14 protein-coding genes are annotated in these 17,329 nt (G+C 66.2%); 10 read left to right on the plus strand and 4 right to left on the minus strand.

The window, feature by feature from the left end:
• Positions 1-160: 160 nt before the first annotated feature.
• Together secA and GVY41_RS10915 are read left to right on the plus strand one after the other, a co-directional pair.
• Positions 161-2,884 (plus strand): preprotein translocase subunit SecA, encoded by a 2,724-nt coding sequence (gene secA, locus GVY41_RS10910; RefSeq protein WP_161346342.1) that lies wholly within the window; start codon positions 161-163, stop codon positions 2,882-2,884.
• Positions 2,885-3,074: 190 nt separating this feature from the next.
• Positions 3,075-3,971, plus strand: a complete 897-nt coding sequence (locus GVY41_RS10915) for a hypothetical protein (RefSeq protein ID WP_161346344.1) — start codon at positions 3,075-3,077, stop codon at positions 3,969-3,971.
• A gap of 3 nt (positions 3,972-3,974) precedes the next feature.
• Here the strand turns inward: GVY41_RS10915 and radC are convergent, their stop codons facing one another.
• From radC to dnaK, 3 genes are all read right to left on the minus strand, one after another.
• On the minus strand, positions 3,975-4,739 hold the full coding sequence (gene radC / locus GVY41_RS10920; protein ID WP_161346346.1) for a RadC family protein: 765 nt from the start codon (positions 4,737-4,739) through the stop codon (positions 3,975-3,977).
• Between the two features lie 389 nt (positions 4,740-5,128).
• Positions 5,129-6,283: a molecular chaperone DnaJ gene (gene dnaJ, locus GVY41_RS10925; protein ID WP_161346347.1), complete on the minus strand. Its 1,155-nt coding sequence runs from the start codon at positions 6,281-6,283 to the stop codon at positions 5,129-5,131.
• 72 nt (positions 6,284-6,355) lie between these two features.
• Positions 6,356-8,260 carry a molecular chaperone DnaK gene (dnaK, locus tag GVY41_RS10930; RefSeq protein ID WP_161346349.1) on the minus strand — a complete coding sequence of 635 codons (1,905 nt, stop codon included), beginning with the start codon at positions 8,258-8,260 and terminating at the stop codon, positions 6,356-6,358.
• A 177-nt stretch (positions 8,261-8,437) separates the two neighbouring features.
• Here dnaK and GVY41_RS10935 point away from each other — a divergent pair, with 177 nt between their 5' ends.
• Entirely contained in the window at positions 8,438-9,082 is a 645-nt protein-coding gene (locus GVY41_RS10935; protein WP_161346351.1) for an alpha-ketoglutarate-dependent dioxygenase AlkB family protein, read from the plus strand.
• A 23-nt stretch (positions 9,083-9,105) separates the two neighbouring features.
• On the opposite strand, the gene GVY41_RS10940 is transcribed toward GVY41_RS10935, so the two are convergent.
• On the minus strand, positions 9,106-9,924 hold the full coding sequence (locus tag GVY41_RS10940; protein WP_161346623.1) for an ABC transporter permease: 819 nt from the start codon (positions 9,922-9,924) through the stop codon (positions 9,106-9,108).
• A 222-nt stretch (positions 9,925-10,146) separates the two neighbouring features.
• On the opposite strand from GVY41_RS10940, the gene cysQ reads away from it, so the two are divergent.
• The 7 genes from cysQ to GVY41_RS10975 all read left to right on the plus strand — a co-directional run bounded on the left by cysQ (position 10,147) and on the right by GVY41_RS10975 (position 17,324).
• Positions 10,147-10,941, plus strand: a complete 795-nt coding sequence (cysQ, locus tag GVY41_RS10945) for a 3'(2'),5'-bisphosphate nucleotidase CysQ (protein WP_161656897.1) — start codon at positions 10,147-10,149, stop codon at positions 10,939-10,941.
• Positions 10,942-11,742, plus strand: coding sequence for a 3-deoxy-manno-octulosonate cytidylyltransferase (locus GVY41_RS10950; RefSeq protein ID WP_161346353.1), 801 nt, complete (start codon positions 10,942-10,944; stop codon positions 11,740-11,742).
• Positions 11,742-12,980 carry a glycosyltransferase gene (locus GVY41_RS10955; protein WP_161346355.1) on the plus strand — a complete coding sequence of 413 codons (1,239 nt, stop codon included), beginning with the start codon at positions 11,742-11,744 and terminating at the stop codon, positions 12,978-12,980. Before GVY41_RS10950 ends, GVY41_RS10955 begins: the two co-directional genes overlap by 1 nt.
• 159 nt (positions 12,981-13,139) lie before the next feature.
• The gene (gene galU, locus GVY41_RS10960) at positions 13,140-14,033 is read left to right on the plus strand and encodes a UTP--glucose-1-phosphate uridylyltransferase GalU (RefSeq protein ID WP_161346357.1); all 894 of its coding nucleotides are present in this window, start codon (positions 13,140-13,142) and stop codon (positions 14,031-14,033) included.
• Between the two features lie 3 nt (positions 14,034-14,036).
• Positions 14,037-15,023, plus strand: a complete 987-nt coding sequence (gene galE, locus GVY41_RS10965; RefSeq protein WP_161346359.1) for a UDP-glucose 4-epimerase GalE — start codon at positions 14,037-14,039, stop codon at positions 15,021-15,023.
• Positions 15,024-15,059: 36 nt separating this feature from the next.
• A complete protein-coding gene (locus tag GVY41_RS10970) occupies positions 15,060-16,268 on the plus strand; it encodes a glycosyltransferase (protein WP_211374368.1) in 1,209 nt (402 codons plus the stop codon).
• 45 nt (positions 16,269-16,313) lie between these two features.
• Positions 16,314-17,324: a glycosyltransferase family 2 protein gene (locus GVY41_RS10975; RefSeq protein WP_161346627.1), complete on the plus strand. Its 1,011-nt coding sequence runs from the start codon at positions 16,314-16,316 to the stop codon at positions 17,322-17,324.
• The last annotated feature ends 5 nt before the right edge of the window (positions 17,325-17,329 follow it).

Genomic DNA, 17,329 nt, shown 5'->3' on the forward strand with positions numbered 1-17,329 from the left:
CCGGCGCGGCGTTGACACTCTGACGGCGGCCCCTTACATCGCCTATGGTCCTGTGAGGGCCGTTCCGTCCATTGTTCGCAGCCCTTCTAGGCAAGGCGCGAAGGGCGGGCAAGGGTCGCGTCTCACACGATCCTGTCAGTTGAAGCCAAGCGGAGAAAACATGCTGGGCATCGGAAGTCTCGCGCGGAAGGTCTTCGGCACGCCGAATGATCGCAAGGTCAAATCCGCCCGCTCGCTTGTCGAGCGGATCAATGCGCTGGAGCCCGAGTTCCAGAAGCTGTCCGACGAGGGCATCAAGCAGAAGACCGAAGAATTCAAGGACCGGGTGGCGAAGGGCGAGAGCCTTGACGCGCTGCTGCCCGAGGCCTTCGCCAACTGCCGAGAGGCGGCGAAGCGGGCGCTTGGCCTGCGCGCCTTCGACGTGCAGCTGGTGGCGGGGATCTTCCTGCACCGGGGCAACATCGCCGAGATGAAGACCGGCGAGGGCAAGACGCTGATGGCGACGCTGCCGGTCTACCTCAACGCGCTTGCGGGCAAGGGCGTGCATGTCGTCACCGTGAACGACTACCTCGCCAAGCGCGATGCCGACTGGATGAGCAAGGTCTATTCCGCGCTCGGGATGACCACCGGCGTGGTCTATCCCTACCAGCCCGACGCCGAAAAGCGCGCCGCCTACCGCGCCGATATCACCTATGCCACGAACAACGAGCTTGGCTTCGACTACCTGCGCGACAACATGAAAACCTCGGTCGAGGAGATGAGCCAGCGCGGCCATTTCTACGCCATCGTCGATGAGGTGGACAGCATCCTGGTCGATGAGGCGCGCACGCCGCTGATCATCTCGGGCCCGTCGCAGGACCGGTCCGACCTTTACAAGACGCTGAACGCCTTCATCCCCGAGCTGACCGAAGAGCATTACAAGCTGGACGAGAAGGCCCGCAACGCCACCTTCACCGAAGAGGGCAACGAGTATCTGGAGCAGCGCCTGCACGCCGCCGGTGTGCTGCCCGAGGCGCAGACGCTCTATGACCCCGAGTCGACCAGCATCGTTCACCACGTCACCCAGGCCCTGCGCGCCCACAAGCTGTTCCTGAAGGACCAGCATTACATCGTGCGCGACGGCGAGGTCATGCTGATCGACGAATTCACCGGCCGGATGATGCGCGGCCGCCGCCTGTCGGACGGGCTGCATCAGGCGATCGAGGCCAAGGAAGACGTCAAGATCCAGCCCGAGAACGTGACGCTGGCCTCGGTGACCTTCCAGAACTACTTCCGCCTCTATGGCAAGCTGGCCGGCATGACCGGCACCGCGGCCACCGAGGCCGAGGAGTTCATGGAGATCTACAAGCTGGGCGTGGTCGAGATCCCGACCAACCGTCCGATCCAGCGGATCGACGAACACGACGCCGTCTATCGCACGGCCCGTGAGAAGTATGAGGCCATCGTCAAGGCGATCCACGAGTCGCATGCCAAGGGACAGCCGATCCTGGTGGGCACCACCTCGATCGAGAAGTCGGAAATGCTGGCCGCCATGCTGACCAAGGAGGGCGTGCCGCATTCCGTGCTGAACGCCCGCCAGCATGAGCAGGAAGCGAAGATCGTCGCCGATGCGGGCAAGTTCGGCGCGGTGACCATCGCCACCAACATGGCCGGCCGCGGCACCGACATCCAGCTGGGCGGCAATGTCGAGATGAAGGTGATGGAGGCGCTGGCCGCCGATCCCGAAGCCAATCCCGACCAGCTTCGCAGCCGGATCGAGGCTGAACATGCCGAGGAAAAGCAGAAGGTGCTGGAGGCGGGCGGGTTGTTCGTTCTGGCCTCGGAACGGCATGAAAGCCGGCGGATCGACAACCAGCTGCGCGGCCGCTCGGGCCGGCAGGGCGATCCGGGGCGATCTGCGTTCTTCCTCAGCCTCGAGGACGACCTGATGCGGATCTTCGGGTCCGAGCGTCTGGAGAAGGTGTTGTCCTCGCTGGGGATGAAGGAAGGCGAGGCCATCGTCCACCCCTGGGTGAACAAGTCGCTGGAACGCGCGCAGGCCAAGGTCGAGGGCCGCAACTTCGACATCCGCAAGCAGTTGCTGAAGTTCGACGACGTGATGAACGACCAGCGCAAGGCGATCTTTGCGCAGCGCCGCGAGATCATGGAAGCCGAGGACCTGTCGGACATCGTGCGCGACATGCGCCACCAGCTGATCGATGATCTGGTGCACGAGCATATGCCGCCTCGGTCCTATGCCGAGCAGTGGGACATCGCCGGGCTGGACGCCGCCGCGCGCGACAAGCTGGCGCTGGAGATGCCGCTGGCGGACTGGGCCGCCGAAGAGGGCGTGGACCAGGACGAGATCCGTGCCCGGATGGAACGCGAGACCGATGCCTTCATGGCCGACAAGGCCGCGAAGTTCGGCCCCGAGTCGATGCGCAATATCGAAAAGCAGATCCTGCTGCAGACCATCGACGCGAAATGGCGCGAGCATCTGGTGACGCTGGAGCATCTGCGGTCTGTCGTGGGCTTCCGCGGCTATGCGCAGCGCGACCCGCTTTCGGAATACAAGACCGAGGGCTTCACGCTGTTCGAGACGCTGCTCGAAAGCCTGCGCGCCGAGGTGACGCAGAAGCTGGGGCAGATCCGGCCGCTGACGCAAGAAGAGCAAGATACGCTGATGAAGCAGTATCTTGCGCAGAACCCGCCGAAAAAGCCGGCTGCCGAGGAAGCCCCTGTCGAGGCTGCGGCGCCAGCGCCGCTGGCCGCTCCGGCTGCGCCCGAGGCGCGGCCCGGGTTTGACGAGGCGGACCCCTCGACCTGGGGCAACCCGTCGCGCAACGATCCTTGCCCCTGCGGGTCGGGCGAGAAGTTCAAGCATTGCCACGGCAAGCTTGGCTGACAGCCGCGAATTGTGACGTGAATTGGACAGGGCCGGGGGCAGGGATGCCTCCGGCCCTGTCCCTTGTGGCCCCTGTGCTTCTGGTCGCTAGGGGTGGCGACCGCCCCGCGCCGAAAACGCCCCCACATGGCCGCGCTCGCGCCGCTTTTCCCAAGCATTAACGATGCTTGGGGTTGGCAGGTGGAGACGGATGATGATGGTTTCCCGGACGCAGATGGTGATGGCAGCGGTGGCCTTGGTGGTTGCTGGCAGCAGCGGATACATGTTGCAGGACGGCGCACCGCTGGTCGCGCCGACGCGGATCGTTGCGCTGTCGGCGGCGCTGGACAGTGCGGCAGTGCCCGTCGATCTGGCTGTGCCGGCCTTGCCGCCCCTTCCGGATGTCGCAATGCGGAAGGCCGACCAGCCGTTGCCGGTGCTGCCCGAGTCGGGGGCGCCGCAGGGTTGCGCGCCGGCGATGCTGACGCTGTCGCCCTTGCCGGGCGCGATGATCGGTGTGGCGGTAGAGGCGCCCTGCCGCGAGGGCGAGCGGCTGGAGATTTTCCATGCGGGGCTTGGCTTTGCGGTACGGCTGTCGGACCAGGCGAGCTGGCAGGGGGCGGTGCCCGCGCTGACCGGGGAGGCCGCGATTGCCCTGCGGTTCGAGGCGGGGGATGAGCTGCTGGGGCGGATGCGGCTGGCCGATTTGCCGGGGCTGGTGCGGGTCGGGGTGGAGTGGCGCGGGACGGAGCCGCTGGAGCTGCACGCCTATGAGAACGGGGCCGCGTTCGGCGCGCCAGGGCATGTGCATGCCGGGGCGCCGGAGGGACGGTTGATGGTGCTGGGGGATGCCACGATGGCGCGGCCGATGCAGGCGCAGGTCTATACCGCGCCCGCTGGGGGCGCCGTGGCGCTGGAGATTGCCACCGAGATCGGGCCGCAGAGCTGCGGCAAGCCCTTGGAGGCGAAGGTTTTTCGGGCCGAGGCGGGCGCGCCTGCGGTGCTGACGGCGATCACGCTGGAGCTGCCGGGATGCGCCCAGCTGGGCGGCTATGTGGTGATGCCACTGCCGGGGCTGGCGGCGCGGCGGCTGGCGCTGGCAGACTGATCCTCACAGCAGACCCTGCGCGCGGAAGCTGAGTTCGCGGCTTTTGCCGATGATCAGATGGTCATGCAGGGTGATGCCCATCACCTGCGCCGCGTCCTGGATCTGGCCGGTGACGGTGATGTCCTGATCGGACGGCGTTGGGTCGCCCGAGGGGTGGTTATGCACCAGGATCAGCGCGCTGGCGTTGAGTTCGAGCGCGCGTTTGACCACTTCCCGAGGATAGACGGGGACGTGGTCGACGGTGCCCTTCGCCTGCTCCTCATCGGCGATCAGTACGTTCTTGCGGTCTAGATAGAGCACGCGGAACTGCTCGGTCTCGCGGTGGGCCATGGCGGTGTGGCAATAGTCCAGAAGCGCGTTCCATGAGGAAAGAACCTGCCGGTTCAAGACCTTGGCGCGTGCCATGCGCTGCGCCGCGGCCTCCACGATCTTCAACTCCTGCACCACGGCGTCGCCCACGCCCTGCACCTCGGCCAGCCGATGGGCGGGGGCGGTGATGACGCGGTTGAAGTCGCCGAAGCAATCCAGCAGGCGGCGGGCGAGGGGTTTGACGTCCTGCCGGGGGATGGCACGGAAGAGGACGAGTTCCAGCAGTTCGTAATCCGGCATAGCCGCCGCCCCGCCCTCCATGAACCGGGTACGGAGGCGCTTGCGGTGGTCGCGGATGTAGGAAGGCAGGCGGCCTTCGGGCAGGGCGGTGCCGGTGTCTTCGTCCCCGTCGAGATCGAAGAGGGTGGGGGCTTCGTGAAGGGCGCGAGTCGGGCACATGTGGGCAGCGTGCGGGGATGTGGTGAAGGAAAGGTTAACGGGTTTCGCGCGGACCCGTGGAAAACGGGGGTAAGGCGCTGAAAAGGCGGGGTTTTCGGGGTATGGAAAGCATATGGAAGTTATATGGAAACCATACATACGATTTTGGGGGGAGGCGGAGCCACGCTTGCACAGCAAAGGGCAGCGCCCGTCCGCCGGGTGGGCGAGCAACGGCAGTTCTGGGCGCTTTATGGTGCGGCATCTCCCACCGTCGTTCTATGCCGTGAGGGTGAGGAGCGCCCGCCCGAGGGGGCGGACGGGCGCTGCCCGGCGGCGCCAAGGCGCCTTGATTCCGGGCACAAAAAAGGGCGCCCCGTGGGGCGCCCTGATGTCTTGAACTGTGGGAGGCCTCAGCCCTTCATTCCGTCCCAAAAACTCTTCACCTTCGAGAAGAAGGACGAGCTTTCCGGGTTGTTGTCCTCGGACAGTTTCTCGAACTCGCGCAGCAGCTCTTTTTGCCGGCTGGTGAGGTTCACCGGGGTTTCCACCGCCAGCTCGATCAGCATGTCGCCGGTGCCGCCGCCGCGCAGGGCAGGCATGCCCTTGCCGCGCAGGCGCATCTGGCGGCCGGTCTGGCTGCCCGCGGGGATCTTCACCCGGCTGCGGCCGCCGTCGATGGTGGGCACCTCGACCTCGCCGCCAAGGGCGGCGGCGGTCATGCCGACGGGGACGCGGCAGAAGAGGTTGACGCCGTCGCGTTGGAACAGCGGATGCTCGCGCACCTCGAGGAAGATGTAGAGATCCCCGGCCGGGCCGCCGCGCATTCCGGCCTCGCCTTCGCCGGCAAGGCGGATGCGGGTGCCGGTTTCAACGCCCGCCGGGATATTGACCGAGAGCGAGCGTTCCTTTTCCACCCGGCCGGCGCCGTGGCAGACCTTGCAGGGGTTCTTGATGGTCTGGCCGAGCCCGCCGCAGGTGGGGCAGGTGCGCTCGACCGTGAAGAAGCCCTGTTGCGCCCGGACCTTGCCCATGCCCGAACAGGTGGGGCAGACGGTGGGCTCGGCGCCGCCCTCGGCTCCGGTGCCCGAGCAGGCGGTGCAGGCGACCGAGGTGGGGACGGTGATGGTCTTCTGCGCGCCGCGGAACGCCTCGTCGAGCGAGATGCGCATGTTGTAGCGCAGGTCGGAGCCGCGCTGCGCCCGCTGGCGGCCACCGGGGCCGCCGGGACCGCGGCCGCCCATGAAGTCGCCGAACAGATCCTCGAACACGTCGGAGAAAGCCGAGGCGAAATCGCCCTGACCGGCGCCGCCGGGCCCGGGGCCGCGGGGGCCGCCGCCACCTTCGAAGGCGGCATGGCCGTAGCGGTCATAGGCGGCCTTGCGGTTCTCGTCCTTCAGGACGTCATAGGCCTCGTTGATTTCCTTGAACCGTGCCTCGGCATCCGGGTTGTCCTGGTTGCGGTCGGGGTGCAGTTCCTTCGCCTTGGCCCGATAGGCCTTCTTGATCTCGTCTGCGGCCGCGCCGCGCGCGATGCCCAATGTCTCGTAATAGTCCCGCTTTGCCATGCTGCACCCCTTGTCGGAACATGAAGGACCGGCCCGCCCGGGGGCGGACCGGCCTTGGCCGTTCCAGCGCGCTTAGCGGCGCTTGTTCTCGCCCAGATCCTCGAAATCGGCATCGACGATATCGTCATCCGCCGAGCGCGGTTCATCCTCGTCCTTGCCACCTTCGCTGGCCTGGGCCTTGTAGATCGCCTCGCCCAGCTTCATCGCGGCTTCGGTCAGGTTCTGGATACCGCTGCGGATCTTGCCCGCGTCCTCGGTCTTCAGCGCCTCTTCGAGCGGGCCCATCGCCAGTTCGATCGCCTCGACGGTGGAGGCATCGACCTTGTCGCCATGCTCGTCCAGCGACTTGCGGGTCGAGTGCAGCAGGCTTTCGCCCTGGTTGCGGGCCTCGACCATGTCGCGGCGGGCCTTGTCGCCTTCGGCATTCGCCTCGGCGTCGCGGACCATCTTGTCGATCTCATCATCCGACAGGCCGCCCGAGGCCTGAATGGTGATGTTCTGCGACTTCCCGGTGCCCTTGTCGCGGGCCGAGACAGAGACGATGCCGTTGGCGTCGATGTCGAAGGTCACCTCGATCTGCGGCATGCCGCGCGGGGCGGGCGGGATGTCCTCGAGGTTGAACTGGCCCAGCATCTTGTTGTCCGCGGCCATCTCGCGCTCGCCCTGGAAGACCCGGATCGTGACCGCGTTCTGGTTGTCTTCGGCGGTCGAGAATATCTGCGACTTCTTGGTCGGGATCGTGGTGTTGCGGTCGATCAGGCGGGTGAAGACGCCGCCGAGGGTTTCGATGCCGAGCGAGAGCGGGGTCACATCCAGAAGGACCACGTCCTTGACGTCGCCTTGCAGCACGCCGGCCTGGATCGCGGCGCCGAGGGCCACGACTTCGTCGGGGTTGACCCCCTTGTGGGGTTCCTTGCCGAAGAAGGCGGTGACTTCTTCCACGACCTTGGGCATCCGGGTCATGCCGCCGACCAGAACCACTTCGTCGATGTCACCCTTGGACACGCCGGCATCTTTCAGCGCGGCGGCGCAAGGCTTCAGCGAGGCCTTGATCAGGTCCATGACCAGCTGTTCCAGCTTGGAGCGGGTCAGCTTCACGACCATGTGCAGCGGCTGGCCCGAGTTGCGGTCCATGCTGATGAAGGGCTGGTTGATCTCGGTCTGCTGGCTGGAGGACAGTTCGATCTTGGCTTTTTCAGCGGCTTCCTTCAGGCGCTGAAGGGCCATCTTGTCCTTGGTCAGGTCGACGCCGTGTTCCTTTTTGAACTCGTCGGCGAGGTAGTTGACGATGCGCATGTCGAAATCTTCGCCGCCGAGGAAGGTGTCCCCGTTGGTCGATTTCACTTCGAACAGGCCATCGTCGATCTCAAGGATGGTGATGTCGAAGGTGCCGCCGCCGAGGTCGTAGACCGCGATGGTCTTGGCGTCTTTCTTGTCGAGACCGTAGGCGAGCGCGGCGGCGGTGGGTTCGTTGATGATCCGCAGCACTTCGAGCCCGGCGATCTTGCCGGCATCCTTGGTGGCCTGACGCTGGGCGTCGTTGAAATAGGCCGGGACGGTGATGACAGCCTGAGTGACGGTCTCGCCGAGGTAGGATTCAGCGGTTTCCTTCATCTTCTGCAGGATCATCGCCGAGACCTGGCTGGGCGAGAACTTGTCTTCGCGCACCTGGACCCAGGCATCGCCATTGCCGCCGTCAACGATGTTGTAGGGCACCAGCTTGCGGTCCTTGTCGACCTCGGCATCGGTGATGCGGCGGCCGATCAGGCGCTTGACGGCGAAGACGGTGTTGGTGGGGTTGGTCACGGCCTGGCGCTTGGCGGCCTGGCCGACGAGACGTTCGCTGTCGGTAAAGCCGACGACGGAGGGCGTGGTGCGGGCCCCTTCGGAGTTTTCGATGACGCGCGGCTGCGACCCGTCCATGATGGCGACGCAGGAGTTCGTGGTCCCGAGGTCGATCCCGATGACTTTGGCCATGTAAAATACCTCATGCAGTGGCGATGTTATGGACGGCAGGCCCGAGCGCGGCCCCTGCCCTCCGATCCCAGTCTTTTGTGCGGCCGGGAGTGGACCCGGTTCCGGCTTCTGGCCGTATATAGGGAGGGGCATTTGGCGCTGCAAGCGGCGGCAGTGCTGGGCAAGGCGGAGAAAGTCATGGAAAATGCCGAAGATGCGGAACGTCCGGCCGGTGTGGCGGTTCCCAGCCGGGACATTCGCGGATTTGCGCTGCACGATGGCTGGCTGGGGTCGGCCGAGCAGGCGGCGCTGGTCGAGGATCTGCGCGGCGTGATCGCCGCGGCGCCGCTGTTTTCACCGATGACGCCCTATGGCAAGCCGATGAGCGTGCGGATGACATCGGCCGGCAGCCTTGGCTGGGTGTCGGACCGGCGCGGCTATCGCTATGCACCGCTGCACCCCGAGGGCACGCCATGGCCGCCGATCCCGGACAGGGTGCTGGCGGTGTGGCGGGCGGTGTCGGGGGTGGCGCGGCTGCCGGATTGCTGCCTGATCAACTTCTATGGCGAGGGCGCGAGGATGGGGATGCATCAGGACCGGGACGAGGCGGATTTCGGCTGGCCGGTGGTGTCGATCAGCCTGGGGGATGACGCTCTGTTCCGCATCGGCAATCTGGAGCGCGGCGGGCGCACCGAGAGTGTCTGGCTGCGGTCCGGCGATGTGATGGTGATGGGCAGTGCGGCGCGGCTGGCCTATCACGGGGTGGACCGGGTGGCCTTCGGCACCTCGACCCTGTTGCCCAAGGCCGGGCGGATCAACCTGACGATGAGAGTTGCAACCTGACGGTCGCGGGTGCGGGTGGCGACCTAGCGCGCCGACCAGCTGGCCGACACGCGGCGGCGGGTGTAGAATTCGCCCATCATCCCGATCATCGCCACCGCCAGCATCACGTAGATCGGGTAGGTCACCGAGGTGTGGTGCGGGTTGTAGTTGATGAACACGAAGCCGCGGGTCTGGTCGATGATGTGAAAGAGCGGGTTCCAGTCGAAGAACTGCAGCATGCTGTAGGAAAGGCTGTTGGCGACGAACATCTTGCCCGAGGCGATCATGCTGGCCCTTGTATAGACCGACTGCACAATGGACACGAATTGCGGCGCCCAGGGCCGGATCCCCAGCAGCACAAGGCCAAGCGCCACACCGTAGGCCCAGGCCATGATCACCATGCCCATCGCCGGGACCGGTTGATAAATGGTGATCGGCGTGAACATGACGTGGTAGCCGTAAAGCAGCAGCGCCATGGTCAGCACCTGCAGGTAGAGCGCGCCAAGCGCCGCCGAGGCGATGGACACGGCAGTGGTCATCGGGCCGTGCTGCTGCATCTGCGACAAGGCCGAGCCGGCGCCGGAAACGGCCCCCATGGTCTTGGTATGGGCCATGAACACCGAGATGCCGGTCATCATGTAAAGGAAGTAGTCGCCCCGGATCGCGGCGCCGCGCATCCCGATCAACGTCATCAGGAAGTAGAAGATCAACAGCATCGAGGCGCTTTGGAGGATGTTGATCAACAGCCCGTAGATCGCGTTGCCGTGGCCCTGACGCACGCTGCGCACGGTCGAGTGAAAGATCAGCTCGAACATCGAGACCACAGCCGTCAGCGGGGTCTTCTGCGTCTCGCGGTGGAACATCTGCTGCACGATCCCGATCTGCCCTGAAAGCCGGCGGCGGCGCCTTGATGGCCCTTGCCTGCGCCGCGCCCCACCGGGATCTGGCCCAAGAAACCTTGCCGTTCCTTCCATCGCCCATCATAAGTGGAGCGCAGGATTTTATCAACAAAGCATGAATTCGGCTTTGCTGCCGGGCCATGCCTGCGACGGCAAGGAGACTGCGGTGAAAAAGGAGAGAGTGCGGTGAACTTCACGGACCTGACCGCGGTGATGCGGCGCCTGGCGCTCGAGGCCGGCGACCGGATCATGGAGATCTACAACTCTCCCGATTTCGAGGTGAAGACCAAATCCGATGCCAGCCCCGTCACCGAGGCCGATGAGGCGGCGGATGCGCTGATCTCGGCCGGACTCAGGGCAGCGTTCCCGGATGTGGCGCTGGTGACCGAGGAGCAGGCGGCGAGCCACGGGCAGGAGGTGAGCACCTTCCTGATCGTCGATCCGCTGGATGGCACCAAGGAATTCGTGCAGCGCCGCGGCGATTTCACCGTGAACATCGCCTATGTCGAAAACGGCGTGCCGCTGCGCGGGGTGGTCTATGCGCCCGCCAAGGGCCGGCTGTTCTACACACTGGCCGATGGCCGCGCGGTGGAAGAGCATGGCGCCTTCGACAAGACCGCGCCGGGGACGCAGGCCCCGATCACGGTGTCCACCCCCGACAACCGGGGCCTCATGGTCGTGGCGTCGAAGTCGCACCGCGATCAGGCGACCGATGACTACATCGGCCAATATGCGGTGCGCGACATGACCTCGGCCGGGTCGAGCCTGAAGTTCTGTCTGGTGGCGACCGGCGAGGCGGACCTGTATCCGCGGCTGGGGCGGACGATGGAATGGGATACGGCCGCCGGCGATGCCGTGCTGCGCGGCGCGGGCGGCGAGGTGATCGCCTTCGATACCCACGCGCCGCTGGCCTATGGCAAGCCGGGCTTTGCCAACCCGTTCTTCATCGCCTACGCCCCCGGCGTGCTGCTGGTGAAGTAAGTGAGCGTCCTGATCGTAGTCCCCGCCCGCTATGCCTCGACCCGCTATCCGGGCAAGCCGCTGGTGGCGCTGACCGGGGCGGACGGGGTGGCGCGCACGCTGATTCGCCGCAGCTGGGAGGCGGCAATGGCGGTGCGCGGTGCCGACCGGGTGGTCGTGGCGACCGACGATGACCGTATCCGCGAGCACGCGATGGGCTTCGGGGCCGAGGTGGTGATGACCTCGGAAGACTGCCGCAACGGCACCGAGCGCTGCGCCGAGGCGCATGAGGTTCTGGGCGGCGGCTTTGACATCGTGGTCAACCTGCAGGGCGATGCGCCGCTGACGCCTGCATGGTTCGTCGAGGATCTGGTGGCCGGCCTCAGCGCCGATCCGGGGGCCGAGATTGCAACGCCGGTGCTGCGCTGCGAGGGCGCGATGCGGGACAGCCTGTTGGAGGATCGCCGCAACGGGCGTGTCGGCGGCACCACGGCGGTGTTCGGCGCGGGCGGGCGCGGGCTCTACTTCTCCAAGGAAGTGATTCCCTATTGCGGGCGGGATTATGCGCCCGATGAGATGACGCCGGTGTTCCACCATGTCGGCGTCTATGCCTATCGCCCGGCGGCGCTGGCGGCCTATCCGGGCTGGCAGATCGGCCCGCTGGAGGCGCTGGAGGGGCTGGAGCAGCTGCGGTTCCTGGAGAACGGGCGCAATGTGCTGTGCGTCGAGGTAGAGGCGCGCGGGCGACAGTTCTGGGAGCTGAACAACCCCGAGGACGTGCCGCGACTGGAGGCGATGATGGCCGGGATGGGCATGGCCTAATGCTGCTGCGGGCCAGTCTGGTCATCGTCTCGCGGCACCGGACAGAGACCTTGCTGCGCTGCCTGACGGCGGTGGGCCAGCTGGACCATACCGGGTTCGAGCTGATCGTTGTGGCGGATCCGGCGGCGGCTGCGGCAGTGCGGGCGCTGGCCTTGCCGCTGAAGCTGGTGGCGTTCGATGAGCCCAACATCTCTGCCGCGCGCAATGCCGGGATTGCGGTGGCGGCGGGAGAGGTGGTGGCGTTCCTCGATGATGACGCGGTGCCGGAACCGACCTGGCTGCGGCGGCTGACGGCGCCCTTTGCCGACCCCGGGGTGAGCGCGGCAGGCGGCTGGGTGCGCAGCCGCAACGGGATTTCGTATCAGTGGCAGGCAGGCACGGTGGACCGGCTGACGCGGCCCGCGCCGATGGCGGTGCCGGGGGATGCGGTCAGCTTGCACCGCGCGGTGCCGGGGGTGGCGGTGGAGATCAAGGGCACCAACTGCGCCTACCGCCGCAGCGTGCTGTGCCGGCTGGGCGGGTTCGATCCGGGGCTGCGCTACTATCTCGATGAGACAGAGCTGAACCTGCGGTTGGCCGCGGAGGGTGCGCTGGTGGCGGTGGTGCCGGATGCGCAGGTGCATCATTTCAAGGCCGGCAGCCGCCAGCGCAGTGCAAGGCGGGTGCCGCGCAGCCTGCACGATATCGGCGCCAGCACGGCAATCACCCTGCGCCGGCACGGGGCCGATACGGCCGAAATCGCGGCGACCTGCGTCTGGCTGCGGCACGGCGAGCGGGCCAAGCTGCTTCGCCTGATGATCGCAGGCGCGATCGAGCCGCGCGATGTGGGGCGGCTGGTCCGGACCCTGGACGAGGGATTCTCCCAGGGGCTGACCGAGGCGCTGGCGCCGCTGCCGCCCCTTCCGGAGGGGCCCGCTTTCATACCGTTTCCCGCAGGGCCGCGACCGGGCCGGGTGCTGGCGGGGCGCATCTGGCAGGCGGGGCCCCTGCGGGCCGAGGCCGCAGTATGCGCAGCACGGGGCGAGGTGGTGACGCTGATCCTTCTGGACCCCACCCCGCGCCGCCATTGGCAGCATTACGACTCGCGCGGGTTCTGGGAGCAGGCCGGGGGATTGTTCGGTCGGGCGGACCGCAGCGCGCCGGCGGTGCGGGATTTCCGATTCAGCGGCAGAGTTGCGCGCGAAGCACGCCGCTTGAGCGGAAACCGGCCGACAGGGCATGAAACTTCTAAGCGTTAACGGCATTCTCTGTGTGACATGCCACAATTTCTGCGAAAATGCTGCATATGCATAGTGAGGTGCGCGGAACGCTTGTGCGAGCGCTGCCGTGGGCGCATTAATTCTGACGCGACGTTCGGCTGCGCGACCATGCCGGACCGGAACACAAGGTAGGCGATAATGAAGCGCGAAGTCACAAAAGCCATTTTCCCGGTGGCCGGGCTCGGAACTCGGTTCCTGCCGGCGACCAAATCCGTCCCCAAAGAGATCATGACCCTCGTTGACCGCCCGCTGATCCAGTATGCGATCGACGAGGCGCGGGCAGCCGGCATTGAAGAGTTCATTTTTGTGACCTCGCGCGGGAAATCCGCGCTTGAGGACTATTTCGACGTTGCCCCGATCATCGAGGCCGACCTGCGGGCCAAGGGCAAGACAGAGCTTCTGGAGATCCTGAAGGCGACCGACATGGATTCGGGTGCCATTGCCTATGTGCGCCAGCAAAAGGCGCTTGGCCTCGGCCATGCCGTCTGGTGCGCCCGCCGCCTGCTGGGCGACGAGCCGTTTGCGGTGCTGCTGCCCGATGACGTGATCGCGGCGGAAAAGCCCTGCCTGCAGCAGATGATGGAAGCCTATGCCGAGACCGGCGGCAACATGGTCGCCACCATGGAAGTGCCGATGGACAAGGTGTCGTCCTATGGCGTTCTTGACGTGGCTGAAGACATGGGCGCCATCGTGCGGGCCAAAGGCATGGTCGAGAAGCCGAAGGCCGATGTCGCGCCGTCGAACCTTGCGGTCATCGGCCGCTATATCCTGACGCCGCGGGTGATGGACAACCTGCACGCCCGCAAGATCGGTGCCGGCGGCGAGATCCAGCTGACCGATGCCATCGCGCAGGAGATCGTCAACAGCAACGATGTCTACGGCTTCCGCTTCCGCGGCCAGCGCTTCGACTGCGGGTCGAAAGCCGGTTTCCTGCAGGCGACCGTGGCTTTTGGTCTGGCGCGGGATGATCTGAATGAGGAGTTCTCGCAATACCTTGGCGAGATCGTGGCGATGCGTCAGGCGGCTGAATAAGGCATGGCGCAGCATGTGCTGGTCACGGGCGGCGCGGGCTATATCGGCTCGCACGCCTGCAAGGCGCTGAAGGCGGCGGGTTATGTACCAGTCACCTTCGACAGCCTTGTGACGGGCTGGGAGCAGGCGGTGAAGTTCGGCCCGTTCGAGCGGGGCGAGCTGGCGGACCGGGCGCGGCTGGACGAGGTTTTCGCCAAATGGCAGCCAGTGGCGGTGATGCATTTCGCCGCGCTGAGCCAGGTCGGCGAGGCGATGAAGGAACCCGGCAAGTATTGGCGCGGCAATGTCGGCGCCTCGCTGGTGCTGATCGAAGCGGCGGTGGCGGCCGGGTGCCTCGATTTCGTGTTCTCCTCGACCTGCGCGACCTATGGCGACCATGACGGGGTGATGCTGGACGAGGATACCCCGCAGACCCCGCTGAACAGCTATGGCGCCAGCAAGCGCGCCATCGAGGACATGCTGAAGGATTTCGGCGCGGCGCATGGGCTGCGCTCGGTCATCTTCCGCTATTTCAACGTGGCGGGGGCGGATCCCGAGGCCGAGGTGGGCGAGTTCCACCAGCCCGAGACGCACCTGATCCCGCTGATGCTGGATGCGATCGAGGGCAAGCGGGCGGCGCTGACGGTGTTCGGCACCGATTACCCCACGCCCGACGGGACCTGCATCCGCGACTATGTGCATGTGATGGATCTGGTGGACGCGCATGTTCTGGGGCTGAAATGGCTGGAGGCGGGGAAGGGAAGCCGTGTGTTCTGCCTTGGCACCGGGCGCGGCTTTTCGGTGCGCGAGGTGATCGACCATTCCCGCGCCGTGACCAACCGCGAGGTGCCCATCGTGCTGGGCGACCGGCGCGCAGGCGATGCTGTGAAGCTGGTGTCGGGCAGCGAGCGGGCGATTGCCGAACTTGGCTGGCAACCGGCGCGGTCGACGCTGGCGCAGATGATCGGCGATGCATGGAAGTGGCAACAGTCCGGGCATTATGATCGGTAGATCCTGATGACGGCGGCGCGGGGCAGGGTGCTGGATGTGACCCGGCTGGTCCTGCGCGTTGGCCGGCCCACGCTGACCGGGATCGACCGGGTGGAGCTTGCCTATCTGCGGGAATTTCTGGACCGGCCAGAGCCGCTGTTCCTGCTGATGAAGCAGGGGCGGCGGCAATGGCTGTTGCCACGGCGGGCGGGGGCGGCACTGGAGGGGTGGCTTGGGGACGCAGGGCTTGCGCCTCGCGGGCTGGTCGAGCGGTTGGTGGCGCGGCGCGGGATGCCGGCGTTGGCCGCGCGGCAGCTGCGGCGGATGGCGCTTGGCGGGGCGATGCCGGACGGGGTGGCGGCGCTGATGGCGCGGCATCTGCCGGGGGGCGGGTGGTACTTCAACACCGGCCATGTGAATGCGGGCGAGGAGCTGCTGGCGGCGGTGCGCAGCGTGCCGGGGCTGCGGGTCGCGGTGCTGGTGCATGACACGATCCCGCTGGATTTCCCGCAATTCTCGCGCCCCCATGCGGTGGAGGAGATGGGCGCGCTGGTGGCGGCGGTGGTGCGCCATGCCGATCTGGTGATCTGCAATTCGGCGGCGACGCGCGACGATCTGGCCCGCCATGCCCGCCGCCATGGCCCGCTGCCCGAGAGCATTGTTGCGCATCTGGGAACGAACATGGTGACGCCGGAAGCTGCCGCCCTGCCGGAAGGGCTGCCGCTGGACCGGCCCTATTTCCTGGCGCTTGGCACGCTGGAGCCGCGCAAGAACCACGCGCTTCTGCTGGATGTGTGGGACAAGTTCCACGCCGAGACGCTAGATGCCGAGGTGCCACGGCTGTTTCTGGTCGGCCGGCGCGGCTGGCGGAACGAGGATTTCCTGGCCCGGCTGGACCGCTCGCCGCATCTGGGACGGACCATCCATGAGCTGCCGGGCCTGTCCGACGGCGCCGTTGCGGCGCTGATGGCAGGGGCGCGGGCGCTGCTGATGCCGAGCCTGGCCGAGGGTTACGGGTTGCCGGTGGCCGAGGCCGCGGCGGCCGGAACCCCGGTGATTGCGGCGCCCTTGCCAGTTTATCTTGAGTTTGTGGGCGATTACCCGGTTTACGTAACGCAGGGTGATCTGTATTCTTGGGCTGCGAGGATACAAGAACAGCTGGGAACGGACGCGGCGGTCCATGGTGCGATGCGGAGGTGTGTGCCGCAGGTCGCGCGAAAGACGTGGGCGGGGCACTTTCAGAGCGTCTTAAACAAGACGTGCTAGCCCTGCGCGAGACGCTGGCGGACGAGTTCCCGCGAAAGGGACGTGTTGGGGGCTTGGGCGACATACCGGCTGCGACTCGAGCGCAAGCGCAGGCTTTGGCGTGCCTTCCGGCGGCGCCGCGAGCTGAAGCCCGTCGCCGACCGCAGCAAGAAGATCCGCAGCAGCGATATCCTGCTGTTCGCCACCCAGCGGAACGAGCGGCTGCGGCTGCCCTATTTTCTCCGCTATTACCGGGATTTGGGCGTCAATCATTTCTTCTTCGTGGACAATGGCTCGGACGATGGCAGCCGCGAATATCTGGCCGAGCAGAAGGACTGTTCGGTCTGGACGACGACGGCCAGTTACAAGCGGTCCCGCTTCGGCGTCGATTGGCTGAACTGGTTGCAGATGCGCCACGGCCACGGCCACTGGACGCTGGTGGTCGATCCTGACGAGTTCTTCGTCTATCCGTTCTGCGATACCCGCCCGCTGAGCGCGCTGACCGACTGGCTTGACACGATGTCGATCCGGTCGTTCCCGGCGATGCTGCTGGACATGTATCCCAAGGGTCCGCTGGATGCGCAGCCCTACCGCGAGGGGCAGAACCCGATGGAGATTGCCTGCTGGTTCGACAGCGGCAATTACATGATCTCGCGCAATCCCACCTATGGCAACCTGTGGATCCAGGGCGGACCTCGGGCGCGGACGATGTTTGCGGGTGACGCGCTGCATGCGCCGACGCTGAACAAGATTCCGCTGGTGAAGTGGCACCGGTCCTATTGCTATGTCAGCTCGACCCACAACCTGCTGCCGCGGGGGCTGAACCAGACTTATGACGAATGGGGCGGCGAGAAGGCTTCAGGTTGCCTGCTTCATGCCAAATTCCTGTCCACCTTGCCGGCCAAGGTCGAGGAGGAACTGGAGCGGGGCGAGCACTACGCTGGCAGCCGCGAATACCGCGCCTATGCGGACGGGCTGAAGGAAAGCCCGGACCTGTGGTGCAAATGGAGCGAGAAATACATCAACTGGCGGCAACTGGAGATTCTGGGGCTGATGTCGAAAGGCAACTGGGCATGAGGGAC

Source organism: Frigidibacter albus, from assembly GCF_009908165.1.
GTDB lineage: Bacteria > Pseudomonadota > Alphaproteobacteria > Rhodobacterales > Rhodobacteraceae > Frigidibacter > Frigidibacter albus.